We start from the raw sequence: 16177 nt of genomic DNA, 5'->3' as shown, positions 1-16177 counted from the left end.
GCGCCGATGGTACTTGGACCGCAGGGTCCTGGGAGAGTAGGACGTTGCCAAGCGTTTCCCCACTGGGGATTTTTTTTCGGCCATTTGTGGTCAAAAGTGATATTGATTATGCCGGTGTAGCTCAGTTGGTAGAGCAACTGACTTGTAATCAGTAGGTCGGGGGTTCAAATCCTCTCGCCGGCACCATGTTTTTTTCAGGGACAGGGCGTATACGCTTTTTACCCATACATTAAGGCGGTCGTGGCGAAGGGGTTAACGCATCGGACTGTGAATCCGACATTCGCGGGTTCAATTCCCGTCGATCGCCCTTTATCTTATGTATATTGGGGATTAGCCAAGCGGTAAGGCAACGGACTTTGACTCCGTCACGCATAGGTTCGAATCCTATATCCCCAGCCATTTGAGAGCCATTAGCTCAGTTGGTAGAGCACCTGACTTTTAATCAGGGTGTCGAAGGTTCGAGTCCTTCATGGCTCACCATTTACCTTTTGTAAATGGATATGTTTTATCTTTGTAATATGCGGTCGTGGCGGAATTGGCAGACGCGCACGGTTCAGGTCCGTGTGGGCTAACCCCCGTGGAGGTTCGAGTCCTCTCGACCGCATCCTTATTTTGCGGACGTGGCTCAGCGGTAGAGCATCGCCTTGCCAAGGCGAGGGTCGCGGGTTCGATTCCCGTCGTCCGCTCCATATATATTTTTTTGGATGTCAGAATGTTAGAGAAGATGGCGTAAGCTTTCTTGTTTATTTAACAGTATGGCGTTTCTGTTTTAGGTCTGATGCTGTAACCCGGTGTTACTTCATTAGATCATGATCCCCTGATCCGCGGGTGTAGTTCAATGGTAGAACTTCAGCCTTCCAAGCTGATAGCGTGGGTTCGATTCCCATCACCCGCTTATAAAAAAAAGGATGTCTGACTATGTCAGGCATCCTTTTTAGTTTATTCGGCGGTTGTTAAGATTTAGGATTCCAGTGGATAAGCATGCCCATCTGGGTCAGACCGGCTCCGAAGCCATAAAGAACAAGATGATCTCCAGCTTTTAGCTTGTTATCCTGAATTCCCTGCTGCATGGCGAGAGGGATAGAAGCAGAAGATGTATTGCCGAACCATTCAGCACTGGTAAGTGCCTGATTGGGCATAAAACCGGATTTTTCGCTGATCGATTCAATCATTTTCAAATTGGCACTATGGGGTACAAACCAGTCTATCTTGTCCAGGGTATAATTGGTTTGCTGCAGCAGGCGAGAGATTCCCTGAGGAACAGTACGCACTGCCCATTTATACACTTCACGTCCATTCTGATAAATCTTGCCTTGACCAGTCATAGTCATTCCCGTAATCTGGTCAGACAGGCCGCTGCGGTATACATGACACCCTCCACTACCGTCGCTATCTGTGACGGTACCTATAAAGCTCGGCATCTCTGCATCATATTCCACAAGGGCAGCGCCTGCTCCATCCCCAAATAGTATACAGGTGTTACGATCGGTATAATCGACGACTTTGGTCATCGTCTCAGCAGCAATCACGAGAACTTTGCGATGCAGACCGGATGTAATAAAGCTGTTGGCCATATGAAGAGCATATACAAAGCCAGCGCAGGTTGCATTGATGTCCAGTGCACCGGCACGTGTAATATTAAAGTGAGATTGTACCTGGGTAGCTACACTCGGAAACTGGTAATCTGCTGTAGTGGTGGCTACGAGAATAAGCTCTACATCATCGAGTGTAACCGGATGGTTATTCAGCATATTTTGGACAGCTGCGATGCTAAGGTCAGAGCTGAACTGATCCGGAGCAGACGCTCGGCGTTCCCGTATACCGGTACGCTGTACAATCCATTCATCTGAAGTCTCAACCATTTGTTCAAGATCGGTATTGGTAATTCTCTGATCGGGTACGTAAGTACCTAGTGCTGTAATTCTTGCAGTGGATAGAGTCATATGGGTCACCTCGACTAAGTATGTGTATGGCTGCAGAAAAAGCAGTTGTATGATTTTAAAAGGAACTATTCTAAAAAGAGCATGCATAATAACATGTTAGCAGTACAAGCGAGTTGCAGTCAGGGAGTTCAGCTGTATAATGACGATCTGAATGCCTAAATATTTCGATTAAATGTAAGCTTGGCGACAGAGTATATCGTATAAGAGCTTACTCTAATGATACAGTGAATTTCTGCAGCAGGGGCAGCTGCATATGCAAAGGAAGGACTAGATTAGAACTTGATATTAGCACCAGATACTAATTCAATATAACGTATTGGGGAATGGAAGTAAATAGAACGGTAAAGTAAATCATAAATTCATTATATCAGTATTTGAAATATATGGGATGAATGGCATAGAAGAAGGCTAAGTTCAATTACACCGCATGAGTTTGCAATGCAGCCAAATAAGATGACATAATGACACTATGATCAGATCCTGCCCATATGGCAGTAGTTCCATTGATAGGCGGGATGCTGTGTTCACGTGTACTGATGCCGGATGAATGGCATCAGGTTCCAGCAGATCATAACTATTCGAATGAGGTGATGAGCACGATGGAAATCAGGCAATTAACCGCAGAAGAATTTGAACTACGTATGGAGCTGTCGATGTATGCTTTTCAATATCGTAAATCGGCAGAGGAACTGGAAGAGATCAAGCCCCGTTTTAAACCGGAAACGGTGTGGGGTGTTTTTGAAGATGGGGAGTTGAGTGCGCAGCTCACTTTGCTGCCTATGGAGACATACATACATGGCCGCCGTTATGCAATGGGAGGCATCGCCAGTGTAGCTACGTGGCCGGAGAAGCGGCGCCAAGGCTTTGTGGATCAGCTGCTGCGGCATGCGCTGCAGTTAATGAATGATACGGGTCAGTCTGTTTCTTTTCTACATCCGTTTTATTTTCCCTTTTATCGTAAATATGGCTGGGATCTGTATATCGATTACAAAACATATACGATCCCTACGGCATTGCTGCCTGTCAAGGTACAATCGGATGGCCGGATCAAGCGTGGAGTCAAGGATATCACGGTGCTGAACGCAGTATATGAAGCTTATGCAGCCCGCTATAACGGCACGCTGGTACGAACCGAGGAATGGTGGACGTATTCCGTTCTGGATGATTCTACCCAGACGGCAGTCTACTACGATGCATCCGGAGAAGCACGCGGTTATCTACTATATACAGTGAAAGAGCGCAAGATGGATATAGATGAACTGGTGTATCTGGATGAGCCATCCCGGCAGGCGCTGTGGACGTATATTGCCAATCATGATTCGATGATTACAGAGGTCAAGCTCAAAGCCCCGGTAGATGATGGCTTGCCTTATCTGCTTCGTGATCCGCGGATAGAGCAGCAGACGACGCCTTACTTTATGGCGCGAATCGTGAATGTGAAGCAGTTTCTGGAAGAGTATCCTTTTACACCGGGCGCAGTACAGGTTATTCGTATTACTGTAAATGATCCGGTCGCTGACTGGAATGAAGGCATTTGGGAAGTGCTGATTAATGAATCCGGGCAGGCTCAGGTTAGCCAACGTGCCGAGCTGCCGGAAGGGGTTCAGCAGGATATACAGCAATACAGCAGCATTCAGACCGATATCCAGACACTGACAGCAATGATGATGGGGTACAAGCGTCCTGCAGAGCTATACCGGTGGAACAGGCTGGCTGGAAAAGCGGAAGCAATCGATATTCTGGAAAGCAGAATACCTGCTGCTACCACTTATTTGATGGACTTCTTCTGATCGCTGCGGGACAATTGTTAAGCTTGGAGCTTGGAGCTTGGAGCTTGGAGCTTGGAGCTTGGAGCTTGGAGCTTGGTGTTTATTGCTCATGGAGTATGTGGTAATTGGGACAAAATGATATGTTTTGAAGATGGGTTCATTTAGCGAGATTAAAAACGATCTTTCAGACTGGCGTGCATAACAGTCTGGAAGATCGTTTTGTTGTAGAGAGGGTTTATTCAGTTATTAAGGGGATATTCATTTTGAAAGGTGAACTGGGATGAGACTTTTTTATATTCTTGCTTCCGTTAGATAATAGCTCTTTGGTTCATCGGCTCATTGAATCATGAAACTATGGAGTTAATGCAGGGGCTTTGCGGTTATGGGTACCTTGCTCGTAGCTGTAGGCCAGTTTGATCAGTGTGCTTTCGTCGAAAGGGCGACCCAGGAACTCGATGCCTACGGGCAGGCCTTCGGGGGTGAAGCCGGCAGGCACGGTAATCGCCGGGAAGCCCGAAAAGGGACTGAGGCGGTTATTGTTGCCTGATTCCTGTTCTTCACCAATCCTGGCGGCAGGCTCGGTGGTGGTCGGATAGACGATGGCATCGAGATCGTTATCGGCCATGACTTTGAGCAGGGATTCACGGGTGATCTTGGTGCGGTTCAGAACGATATCTTTGTACGCTTCTGTATCGAGCGACTCCAGTGCATTTCGTTTCTGCATGGAATCGGTCTGGGAAGGGTCGAACTGTCCGGATTGCAGAATCTCTGCAAGTGTATGATAAGGAGCATCCTCACCCAGGCTATCCAGATAGTCATTTAGCTGGAATTTGAATTCATAGCCGCTGAGGCTGGGAAATTGCATAATCTGATCCAGCTTTGGAATCTGTACAGGCACTGCAGCAGCACCGAGACGCTGAATATCATCGACGGCACCATACACGGCTTTGGTAACGGACTGTTCGGCTGAAGAAGTGCCAAACAATTCATAGGCAACTCCGATACGTGCTCCCTTCAGTCCATCCGCCTGCAGACTGTCCATATAGCTATCCGGAATATGACCTACACTATAGGCGGTAGCCACATCATCCGGGTCATAACCTGCAGTGGCATCCAGTAGAGCTGCTGCATCTGCAACCGTACGGGTAATCGGGCCGCCCACATCCTGGGTGAGTGCGAGCGGAATAATGCCATCACGGCTGCTCAAACCAATGGTAGGACGGATACCGACCAGACTGTTAAAAGCGGAAGGAATCCGGATCGAGCCGCCGGTATCGGTACCGAGGCCGGCCGCTGCAAAGTTGGCTGCAATGGCTGCACCTGTACCGCCGCTGGAACCGCCCGGATAGTGGTCCGGCATGTATGGATTATGGGTCTGTCCGCCCAGTGAGCTGGAAGTCGTAATGCCAAAGGCAAATTCATGCAGATTGGATTTGGCAAGAATGATGGCTCCGGCTTCTTTGAGCCGGGCGATTTGTTCTGCATCGTCATCAGGAATGGAGTTTTTCAGACACACACAACCGGCGGTCGTCGGCATATCGTCGGTATCAAAGTTGTCTTTTACAATAATAGGGATGCCGTGCAGCGGACCGCGTGAACCCTTACTCTGGCGTTCGCGATCCAGGTCAGCGGCAATCTGCAGAGCCTGCGGATTGAGCGTGAGGATTGCATTTAGCTGTGGTCCCTGATCGTCGTATTTCTCGATACGGTTCAGATACTGCTGAACGAGCTGTACGGAGGTGACTTTACCTGCTGCCAGAGCCTGCTGCATATCGGCGATAGTCGCTTCGGTTACGATAAATGGCTCTACTGTTCCCGGTGTGGATTCGGCATAAGCGGTATGTAGTAGTGGATGATATGTACTGACAGAGAGTGTAACCAACAGGGCAGCAGCAAGATAAATCAGTACCTTCTTTTTCAACCTGGATAACCTGGAGTGTCGTGAGTGATGTAACATTATGTCGCCTCTTTTCTCTTTTTGGTTAATTTTTATGCCATTACTTGTTTGATTATGTATTTTATTGTTAATAAATATAACATGTCAATGGATTTATGCAGAATTGGTATGGAAGTCGTAGATCAAGGCAGGGATAACGTACATGGTCAGGGATACGAAGAATCTATGAGTCAGTAATTTATGTTAAAATAAAAGGATATTGTTACTGGTCAATACAGTTTGGACATCAGGAAGTGTTCGTGTGTAGCATGATATTTATATATACAGGGTAAGGAAAGGAAACATAACCATGAAAAAATTAGTACTGGCTGAGAAGCCTTCGGTCGCAAGAGAAATCGCCCGGGTGCTGGGCAGCAATCAGAAGCAAAAAGGTTACCTGGAAGGTCCTCAGTACATTGTTACCTGGGCGCTAGGGCATCTGGTGGGCCTGGCCGAACCGGAAGATTATGATAACCGATACCAGAAATGGGAGCTGGAGGATCTGCCGATTCTGCCGGATAAAATGAGACTCAAAGTGCTGCGGGAAAGTGCCCAGCAATACAAAACGGTCCAGCATCTGATGAAGCGCCAGGATATAGGCAGCCTGATCATAGCGACCGATGCTGCCCGCGAAGGAGAACTGCTGGCCCGCTGGATTATACAGATGGCCAAGTGGAACAAGCCGTTTCAGCGGCTGTGGATTTCGTCGCAGACAGACAAGGCGATCAAGGAAGGCTTTGCCAGACTGCGTCCGGGCAAGGAATTTGACCGTCTCTATGAAGCGGCACGCTGCCGGGCAGAAGCGGACTGGATGATCGGACTGAATATCACCCGCGCCCTAACCTGCAAATTCGATGCCCAGCTGTCTGCCGGACGGGTGCAGACACCTACACTCGGGATGATTATGCAGCGAGAGCAGGATATCCGCAATTTCCGTTCGCAGGATTATCGTACTCTGCAGCTGGATCTGGGCAACTTCCAGATGCAGTGGCGCGGCAAGCAGGGAGATGGACGCATATTCGATGCGGAAGTGGTGCAGGGATTGCAGCAAAAGCTCGAAGGCAAACAGGTACAGATCAACCAGGTGAAAAAGAGTGAGAAGCAGGAACCTCATCCGCTCGCCTATGATCTGACCGAGCTGCAGCGCGATGCAAACCGCCGGTTTGGCTTCTCGGCCAAGCATACCTCCAATGTGCTGCAAAAGCTCTACGAGCAGCACAAGCTGGTCACCTATCCGCGTACCGATTCCCGCTATCTGTCTTCCGATATGACGGATACCCTGCAGGAACGGCTGGCCAGTGTAGCGGTAGGGCCGTATGCCTCGCTCGCTCGTCCCCTGCTGCGCGGCAAGCTGAATATCAGCCGCCGGATTGTGGATGACAGCAAGGTCAGTGATCATCATGCGATTATTCCGACCGAACAGACGCTGCTGCTGAATACGCTCACTACCGATGAGCGCAAGCTGTATGATCTGATCGCGAGACGATTTATCAGTTTATTTTATCCGGCAGCTCGTTATGATACGGTTCAGGTAGTCGCCGAGGCGGCAGGAGAATCATTCCATGCCAGAGGCGTGACCGTTAAGGACAGCGGCTGGAAAGTGGTCTACGGGGATCAGTGGGATGAAGATGATGACGAAGAAGACGGAGATAATGACAAGCTGCAGGAACGAAAGTCATCTGCGCAGACGCTGCCGGAACTGAAGCAGGGCGATACCCTGATGATCCGCCGGTCGATCGTACAAAGCGGCAGAACAATGCCGCCGAAACGGTACACCGAGGCAGCACTGCTGTCCCAGATGGAAAAGCACGGACTCGGCACGCCGGCGACACGTGCGGATATTATCGAGAAGCTGGTCTCCTCGGATACGATCGAACGCCAGGGCAATCATCTGCATCCTACCGGTAAAGGTACCCAGCTGATCGAACTTGTATCGCCGGAGCTGCGTACACCGGAACTGACGGCACGCTGGGAAAGCGAACTGGAAAAAATCGCCCGTGGACAGGGTCAGCCGGAGCCATTTCTGCAGGGAATTCGTCAAATGGCGGAGTCGCTCGTCAGTGGTGTCAAACAAAGCGATGCGCAGTACAAGCCGCATAATGTCTCGAACAGTCACTGCCCGGACTGCGGCACCAGAATGCTGGAGAAGAAAAGCAAAAGAGGTACCTTCCTCGTCTGTCCGAGTGAGGATTGCAGCTATCGCCGTTCGACCGGCAAGCAGCTCTCCAACCGCCGCTGTCCGCAGTGCCACAAAAAAATGGAAATCAAGGATGGCAAAGCAGGAAAGTACATCCAGTGTCTTGGCTGTGGGATCACCGAGAAGCTGAACAAAGACGGCAGCAAACCGGTCAACAAACGGGAGCAGCAAAAACTGGTCAAACAGTTCGAGAAAAAAGAGGAGTTTGGCTCCAGTCTTGGCGATCTGCTGAAAGCCGCTCTGGAAAAGAAGGAATAATGCAGCAGTACCCATAATTTATTAACAATCATCATAATCAGCCGCAGCGGACAGCCGGGTAATCGAGCAGCCTGCTGCAGCTGGTATATCATGCAGATTAAAAGGCCAAATGTGGAGGCGAAAATGAGTAAAACCATTTCAGATATTGCTCAAATCGCGGGTGTGGCTAAAAGTACAGTCTCGCGCTACCTGAACGGCGGATCGGTCAGTGTAAATACCCGGAAAAAGCTGGAGCAGGTTATCCGGGAAACCGGATATATTCCGAATACATTTGCCCAGAGTCTCAAAGCCAAAAATGCCAGTATTATTGGAACGATAGTACCGCGGCTGGATTCATTTGCGACATCGCATACGCTAATGGGCATTGACGATCAGCTGCGGAAGTTCGGTTATCGGATGATTATCTCCAATACGAGTCAGGATATGAACCGAGAAATTGAGGCGATCTACGAGCTGGCCCGCCAAAAAATTGCCGGGATCATTCTGCTGGCAGCCCGAATTACGGACGATCATCTGGTGGCGATCGAGGAGACCGGTGTCCCTGTACTGTTGGTAGGCCAGGAGCATGAACAGATTCACAGTCTGATTCACAACGACTATGAAGCCGGCTATGATCTCGGGCGTTATGTGCTGTCGAGAGGACATCGGCATCTGATCTATCTTGGCGTAACCGAACAGGATATTGCCGTTGGTGTCAAACGCAAAGAGGGATTTGCCCGTGCAGTGGAAGAAACAGGTGGATGTCAGGTGGAGTATTACGAGACCAGCTTCCGTATTCCGGATGCGCGTGAAGCGGCGCTGGATATTTTATCAGGCGATCTGGAAGCTTCGATCATGGTGTGCGCCACCGATAATATTGCGCTTGGTGTGATGAAAGCTGCCTATCAGCTGGGAATACGGATTCCGGAACAGCTCTCGGTTACCGGGTTTGGTGGATATGATGTGACTGAGGTAGTTCATCCGGCGTTAACAACGGTGCGCTATCCATACACCGAAGCTGGCAGAATTGCTGCGCGGAATATTATTCAGCTGGTCAATGAGCAGCCGGTAAATAAAGTAACGATCATGGATCACCAATTATTAGAGCGAGAAAGCGTTGACAAATACTAAAAAATGATTTTATAATAACTTTGGAATCGGTTCCATAGATTCCTCCACAGGTGGTTGCGACGCAGGTTTATTCTGACTGATTCTATAACCAAAAGGATCAGTTCTTATTTTAATTTACTTTGGAACCGGTTCCTTATTTTTTTATTTAAAATTGGAACCGGTTCCGTAGGAAAGACGGAGAACAGTTATGAAAATGAGCAGAGAACAAAAATACCGTCTGATCGAAGAGGCGGGTGAAGAGGAAATTGCGCTGCTGAAGCAGCAGGTGAAGCAGAGCCCATGGCGGCAGCAGTATCATATCCAGCCGCATACCGGGCTGCTTAATGATCCAAATGGATTTGCTTATTATCAAGGGGAGTATCATCTCTTTTACCAGTGGTTTCCGCTGGGCACGGATCATGGGATGAAGTACTGGTATCATCTGAAATCGGCGGATATGTCGAATTGGCAGGACTGCGGTGTCGGCATTGCGCCGGGTGATCGTCAGGATTCCCACGGCGCGTATTCCGGCAGTGGAATCGAACATGAAGGTCATCTGTATCTGATGTATACCGGCAATACGCGTGACGAAGCATGGATACGGCATCCGTATCAATGTATGGCGGTCATGGACCGACAAGGACAGATCACCAAGTGGGAGCAGCCGGTGATCGGTGAAGTGCCAACCGGTTATACGGATCATTTCCGTGATCCCAAGGTATGGAAGGATGGCGAGCTGTTCTACTGCGTGATCGGTGCCCAGCGTGAAGATGAGACGGGCAGCATTACGGTATATCGTTCGGCAGATCTCAGGCAGTGGGACTTTGCCGGAGAGCTGAACACATCGCTGCCACGGTTTGGCTATATGTGGGAGTGTCCGGATTATTTTGAAATGGATGGACAGGGTGTGCTGCTGTTCTGCCCGCAGGGATTACAGCCAGAGGGTGATAAGTATCGCAATATTTATCAGTCGGGTTATGTAACCGGCAGCAAAATGAATCTGGACACACTGGAGCTGCAGCATGGCGAGTTCCATGAACTGGATTACGGCTTTGACTTCTATGCTCCGCAGACGACAGCCGGACCGGATGGAAAGAGGATCATCATCGGCTGGATGGGACTGCCGGATATCGCCTACCCGACGGATCATCAGGGCTGGGCGCACTGCCTGACACTGCCGCGTGAGCTGCATCTGCATAACGGCAAACTGCTGCAAAAACCTGTACCCGGTCTGGCATCAAGACGCGGCAGCAAAGCATCATTCAGCGGCAGCTTGACAGGACGACAGCAGATGCCGGACTTTGCCGGAGAAGCATATGAACTGATCTGCACCTATATGATGCAAGAGGAGCAGACAGCGGAAGACGGGCATACAGTACAAGATAGGAATACAGAGCTGACTGGTGAAACATCAATTGGAGCTGCCGGGCAGGCATCTTCATTCGGGATCGAGCTGCGCACAGGGGGTACCGAGAAGACGATGCTCACTTACGATGCTGCCTCTAAACGGCTGACACTGGATCGCTCCGCTTCGGGACAGCCGGTGGCCGAAGAGTATGGAACGACCCGAAGCTGCGTGCTGGAACAGCCGCTAAGCCGACTGCACATCTTTGTCGATGTATCTTCGGTGGAGATTTTTGTAAATGATGGTGAAGCCGTATTCACAAGCCGTATTTTCCCGAACCCGGATAGTCAGGGCATTGTCTTTTTTGCGGAAGATGGAACAGTGCATCTGCAGGCGGAAAAATGGGATTATCATCGATAAAATCAGGTGAGATTCATTAAGAAGACGTAACGGGATTTAGATCAGAGAGGATGAACAGGTATGGCACAAAATCATGAGATTGCCAAGGAAGTGCTGGATGCGGTTGGCGGAAGAGAGAATATCGCTTCCTTTGCCCACTGTGCAACAAGACTGCGGATTATGGTCAACGACAAGGAAAAGATCGACCAGAAGCAGGTAGAGAATATCGATAAGGTCAAAGGGGCCTTTTTCAATTCCGGGCAGTATCAGATCATTTTCGGTACCGGAACGGTCAATCAGATCTATGAAGAGATGGAAAAGCTGGGTCTCGACGGTTCCAGCAAAGAAGAAGTGAAAAGCCAGGCCAAGCAGCAGGGCGGCCGCTTCCAACGGGCGATTCGTACATTTGGGGATGTATTCGTACCGATTATTCCGGTGCTGGTCGCGACCGGATTGTTCATGGGGCTGCGCGGCCTATTGACCCAGCCGCAGATTCTGGCACTGTTCGGCATGACTCCGGATCAGATCTCGCCGAACTTCCTGCTGTATACGCAGGTACTGACAGATACGGCATTTGCTTTCCTGCCGGCACTGGTCGCCTGGTCGGCATTCCGGGTCTTTGGCGGTAGCCCGGTACTCGGTATTATTCTCGGCCTGATGCTCGTTAACCCGGCGCTGCCGAATGCTTATTCAGTCGCTGACGGTTCTGCGGAAGCGCTTCGATTCTTCGATTTCATTCCGGTCGTTGGTTATCAGGGCTCGGTGATTCCTGCCTTTGTGGTTGGTCTGCTTGGAGCGAAGCTGGAACGTTTTCTGCGTAAGCGCATTCCCGAATCGCTTGATCTGATCCTGACGCCGTTTCTGACTTTGCTGATTATGATCACGCTTGGTCTGTTCGCAATCGGTCCGATCTTCCACTCGTTGGAGGAAGTGGTGCTGAACGTAACAACAACTGTGCTCAATCTGCCTTACGGCGTGGCCGGTATCGTGATTGGCGGTCTGCATCAGATCGTCGTCGTTACCGGAGTGCATCATATCTTCAATCTGCTGGAAATCCAGCTGCTGGAGCGTACAGGCGCCAATCCATTTAATGCGATCATCACCTGTGCGATGGCGGCACAGGCAGCGGCCTGTCTGGCTGTCGGTCTGAAAACGAAGGATACGAAGCTGAAAGCGCTGGCACTGCCATCTTCCTTCTCCGCATTCCTCGGTATTACGGAACCGGCGATCTTCGGGGTGAACCTGCGGTATATGAAACCGTTCATTATGGGTCTGATCGGCGGGGCAGCGGGTGGATTCCTCGCTTCACTGCTGCATCTGGCCGGAACCGGTATGGCGATCACCGTGCTGCCGGGTACACTGCTGTATCTGAATTCCCAGCTGCCGATGTACATTTTGTGCAATGTGGTGGCGATGGCCGTCGGCTTTGCACTGACATGGTTGTTCGGATTCAGTGACAAGATGCTGAACGATATGAAGATTGCCGAGAAATAAGCCTGACTGCAGTATAAGTATCAGATTGGAACATTAGAAAAGCGGACCACATTCTTTTGAGGATGAGTGTCCGCTTTTTTACATTTCATATTTAATTTCATAGTAGAAGAAGTATGAGGAATGAGAATAATGTCCTTCGTTTTAATGAATCAAAATCGAATAACCACGACATCACGCCTGAAATTGAATTTTGAAAACATCACGTGGATAATAAAGGATACAATATATGTAAGAACTTCATGCAAAAAAGATACAAAAGAGATATAAAAGAGCTGGGAAAGAGCTAAAACAAAAGTATATCAACGAGAGGGGAATAATCAATGAAGCTCGATGATCTGGGTTTGCAAGGTAAGCTGATCGTATCCTGTCAGGCATTGGAACATGAACCGCTGTACAGTTCGTTTATTATGAGCAAAATGGCACTCGCTGCCCAGCAGGGAGGCGCTGCGGGCATCCGTGCCAATACCGCAGAGGATATTACCGAAATCCGCAAAGAGGTGAATCTGCCGGTGATCGGAATCGTGAAGCGCAATTACGGCAATCATCCAGTCTTCATTACACCGACGCTGCGGGAAATCGCCGAACTGGCCGCAACCGGCTGCGAGATCGTCGCTCTCGACGCGACCAACCGACCAAGACCGGACGGAATGAGCCTGAGCGAACTCGTACAACAAATCCGCCGGCAGTACCCACAGCTGCTGCTCATGGCAGACGTCTCCACAATCGAGGAGGGCCGGGAAGCAGAGCGGCTCGGATTCGACCTGATCTCGGCAACCCTGGTCGGATACACTGAACAGACCCAGGGACAAAAGCTGTACGACAATGATTTTGCCATTCTAAAAGAAATGCTTCAGCACATCTCGACACCGATCGTAGCAGAAGGCAATATCCTCACCCCTGAAATGGCAGCCCGCTGTCTGGAACTGGGTGTATACAGCGTCGTAGTCGGCGGAGCCATCACCCGCCCCCAGCAGATTACAGAGCGATTCATCCATGAAATGAACCAGCGAATGCAAGATAAAGGATAAAAAATAAAGGATTCCAAAGCAAGCCAAAACGCTAATCCTGCGATGTATCTGCCAAAACTTTCAACTCCCAAAAGGTGATCAAGCACGGAACGCAAGAAAGGAAATAAGAGCAAAGGACGACCTTTAAGTGTTTGCATTTGAAACGCGGGGTTCAATGAGAAGTGATTTTTGCGCAGCAAAATATCTTACTGCTTTAAGCCTGGAGATCCTCATTCCTTCCCACCACTCAAGGATCTCCAGGCTTAACCGGAGGACGTGCTCTTATTCCTTTCTGGAGTGAATGCTGGAATACCGCCCCATTACATATCGTGCCATCATTTGCTTGCATCATGCCATGTGCCTGACCGGCAAGACAGGATAAGATAAAAGTGTAATCCGCAGCAACTATACGAAGCGGATCAAAGCGAATATGCAGCCAGCCGTCCAGGCAGGCTGATCAGGAGGAATTATCCATGTCCATATTTTATGATGAACAGCAAAAGACTTTTCATTTGCAAACGTCTTCAACGAGCTATGTGATCCAGCTTATCCATGACCGCCATCTGGCGCATTTATATTGGGGACCGGTACTCCGGCACTCCACGGTAGGCAGTCTGCTGCGCAGAATTGAACGGGCATCGTTCAGCCCGAACTACCACGATGAGGATCGCACCTTCTCCTTTGATACCCTGCCGCAGGAATATCCGGGATACGGACGCGGCGATTACCGGGAGCCGGCCTTTGAAGTGATGCTGCCCAACGGTTCCACCGTCAATGATCTTCATTATGTCAGCCACCGGATTACGGCAGGCAAGCCGGGATTGCAGGGACTGCCGGCGACCTATGTGGAGCAGGACAGCGAAGCCGATACGCTGGAAATTACGCTCCGCGATGAACTGACCGGTCTGGAAGCGATTGTACAGTACTCCGTATTCGGCGAATTGAATGCGATTACACGGGCAGTCCGTCTGCATAACCAGGGTGGCGAGACGGTATCGATCCGGCGCGCACTGAGCAGCAGTGTGGATTTCCATCAGGATCAGTACGAGATGATGCATCTGTCCGGCGCATGGGTGAGGGAGCGTCATGTTCATTACCGCCCGCTGACACCGGGACTGCAGCGTGTAGAGAGCAAGCGCGGCTCCAGCAGTCATCAGCATAATCCGTTTATTGCTCTGCTGGAAAAAGGGGCGACCGAAGATCATGGTCAGGTCTATGGCATGAGTCTGGTCTACAGCGGTAACTTTATCGCACAGGTCGAGGTGGATCAGTTCCGTACGGCACGGATGCAGATAGGACTGTCTCCGTTTGATTTTGAATGGAAGCTGGAAGCGGGCGAGACCTTTCAGACCCCGGAAGCGGTACTCGTCCATTCGGCAGAAGGAATCGGGGGGATGTCGCGTACCTATCACCGACTGTACCGTACACGTCTGAGCCGTGGTACGCACCGTGACAAAGTGCGTCCGATTCTGATCAACAACTGGGAAGCGACATATTTTGACTTTGATGCTCCCAAAATTAAAAGCATCGCCGCAGCCGGACAGGAACTGGGCATTGAACTGTTCGTGCTGGATGACGGCTGGTTCGGTCACCGGGATGACGACCGTACTTCGCTCGGCGACTGGGTGGAAGATCGCCGCAAGCTGCCGGAAGGTCTGGGCAAGCTGGCTAATGACATCGTAGCGACCGGTATGCAGTTCGGGCTATGGTTTGAGCCGGAGATGGTGTCACCGGACAGCGATCTGTATCGCCGCCATCCGGACTGGTGTCTGCATGTGCCGGACCGCAGTCGTTCGATGGGCCGCCAGCAGCTGATTCTGGATCTGTCCCGTCAGGATGTATGCGACTATATCGTCGAGTCGGTTAGCAGTGTGCTGTCTTCGGCGCCGATTACGTATGTCAAATGGGATATGAACCGCAACATGTCAGAGATCGGCTCTGCCCTGCTGCCGGCAGACCGCCAGCGGGAGACGGCTCACCGCTATATGCTCGGACTGTACAATGTGCTGGAACGCATCACGTCCGCTTTCCCGGATGTGCTGTTTGAGAGCTGCTCCGGTGGCGGCGGTCGCTTCGATCCGGGGATGCTATATTACATGCCGCAGACATGGACAAGCGATGATACGGATGCCGTTGAACGCCTGAAAATCCAGTACGGTACGAGCATGGTGTATCCGGCGAGCTCGATGGGATCGCATGTATCGGCTGTACCGAACCACCAGGTGGGACGGATCACTTCCTTTGCCACGCGCGGGCATGTGGCGATGTCGGGGAACTTTGGCTATGAACTGGACCTGACTTCCCTGACCGAAAAAGAAAAGCAGGAAGTTCGGGAACAGGTGGCCCAGTACAAGCAGCTGCGTGAACTGATCCAGTTCGGCGAATTCTACCGTCTGCTCAGTCCATTTGAAGGCAACTGTACGGTATGGATGTTCGTCTCGGAAGATCAGCAGGAAGCCTTTGCCGGTTACTTCCAGGTACTGAGCGAGCCGAACCCACCGCTGCGTCGTCTCAAGCTGAGAGGACTGAATCCGCAGAGCCAGTATCGTATGAGTGTAAATGGTGTGGAAGAAGAGCAGGTGTATTATGGTGATGAACTGATGTATCACGGCATTGCCCTGATCGAGAAATACGAAGACTTCCAGAGCACGCTGTTTACATTTAAGGCTGTAAAGTAAAAGAACACACCGCACTCATGATGATGCCGGAAGTCGCTGGCTGTATAAGGGAGATTCCGCTC

9 protein-coding genes and 7 tRNA genes are annotated in these 16177 nt (G+C 50.4%); 14 read left to right on the top strand and 2 right to left on the bottom strand.

The features are described 5' to 3' along the window. Positions 1-110: 110 nt before the first annotated feature. The 7 genes from WH45_RS08235 to WH45_RS08205 all read left to right on the top strand — a co-directional run bounded on the left by WH45_RS08235 (position 111) and on the right by WH45_RS08205 (position 895). Positions 111-186: transfer RNA gene (locus WH45_RS08235), tRNA-Thr, on the top strand. Positions 187-234: 48 nt separating this feature from the next. Next, positions 235-307: transfer RNA gene (locus tag WH45_RS08230), tRNA-His, on the top strand. 17 nt (positions 308-324) lie between these two features. Then, positions 325-399: transfer RNA gene (locus WH45_RS08225), tRNA-Gln, on the top strand. 5 nt (positions 400-404) lie between these two features. Continuing rightward, positions 405-480: transfer RNA gene (locus WH45_RS08220), tRNA-Lys, on the top strand. Between the two features lie 40 nt (positions 481-520). Continuing rightward, positions 521-604: transfer RNA gene (locus tag WH45_RS08215), tRNA-Leu, on the top strand. Positions 605-614: 10 nt separating this feature from the next. Then, positions 615-689: transfer RNA gene (locus WH45_RS08210), tRNA-Gly, on the top strand. A 135-nt stretch (positions 690-824) separates the two neighbouring features. Further along, positions 825-895 (top strand) — tRNA-Gly (locus WH45_RS08205). A gap of 58 nt (positions 896-953) precedes the next feature. Here the strand turns inward: WH45_RS08205 and WH45_RS08200 are convergent. Further along, positions 954-1943 (bottom strand): ketoacyl-ACP synthase III, encoded by a 990-nt coding sequence (locus WH45_RS08200; protein ID WP_046213926.1) that lies wholly within the window; start codon positions 1941-1943, stop codon positions 954-956. 599 nt (positions 1944-2542) lie between these two features. Here WH45_RS08200 and WH45_RS08195 point away from each other — a divergent pair. Continuing rightward, positions 2543-3733, top strand: coding sequence for a GNAT family N-acetyltransferase (locus tag WH45_RS08195; protein ID WP_046213928.1), 1191 nt, complete (start codon positions 2543-2545; stop codon positions 3731-3733). Between the two features lie 331 nt (positions 3734-4064). Here the strand turns inward: WH45_RS08195 and WH45_RS08190 are convergent, their stop codons facing one another. Next, the gene (locus WH45_RS08190; RefSeq protein WP_046213925.1) at positions 4065-5669 is read right to left on the bottom strand and encodes an amidase; all 1605 of its coding nucleotides are present in this window, start codon (positions 5667-5669) and stop codon (positions 4065-4067) included. A gap of 289 nt (positions 5670-5958) precedes the next feature. On the opposite strand from WH45_RS08190, the gene WH45_RS08185 reads away from it, so the two are divergent. The 6 genes from WH45_RS08185 to WH45_RS08160 all read left to right on the top strand — a co-directional run bounded on the left by WH45_RS08185 (position 5959) and on the right by WH45_RS08160 (position 16115). Beyond that, a complete protein-coding gene (locus WH45_RS08185; RefSeq protein WP_046213924.1) occupies positions 5959-8103 on the top strand; it encodes a DNA topoisomerase III in 2145 nt (714 codons plus the stop codon). A 123-nt stretch (positions 8104-8226) separates the two neighbouring features. Beyond that, positions 8227-9213 (top strand): LacI family DNA-binding transcriptional regulator, encoded by a 987-nt coding sequence (locus WH45_RS08180; protein ID WP_046213923.1) that lies wholly within the window; start codon positions 8227-8229, stop codon positions 9211-9213. Between the two features lie 187 nt (positions 9214-9400). Next, positions 9401-10957, top strand: coding sequence for a glycoside hydrolase family 32 protein (locus tag WH45_RS08175; RefSeq protein WP_046213922.1), 1557 nt, complete (start codon positions 9401-9403; stop codon positions 10955-10957). Positions 10958-11017: 60 nt separating this feature from the next. After that, positions 11018-12430, top strand: a complete 1413-nt coding sequence (locus WH45_RS08170) for a sucrose-specific PTS transporter subunit IIBC (protein WP_046213921.1) — start codon at positions 11018-11020, stop codon at positions 12428-12430. Between the two features lie 320 nt (positions 12431-12750). Next, on the top strand, positions 12751-13458 hold the full coding sequence (locus WH45_RS08165; RefSeq protein ID WP_046213920.1) for an N-acetylmannosamine-6-phosphate 2-epimerase: 708 nt from the start codon (positions 12751-12753) through the stop codon (positions 13456-13458). Between the two features lie 452 nt (positions 13459-13910). Then, positions 13911-16115, top strand: coding sequence for an alpha-galactosidase (locus tag WH45_RS08160; RefSeq protein WP_046213919.1), 2205 nt, complete (start codon positions 13911-13913; stop codon positions 16113-16115). Positions 16116-16177 lie beyond the last annotated feature (62 nt).

Origin of the sequence: Paenibacillus wulumuqiensis, assembly GCF_000971965.1 — a bacterium.
GTDB classification, from domain to species: domain Bacteria; phylum Bacillota; class Bacilli; order Paenibacillales; family Paenibacillaceae; genus Saccharibacillus; species Saccharibacillus wulumuqiensis.
Note: the sequence above shows the minus strand (reverse complement) of the source record. Positions and strands in the feature narration are given on the sequence as shown.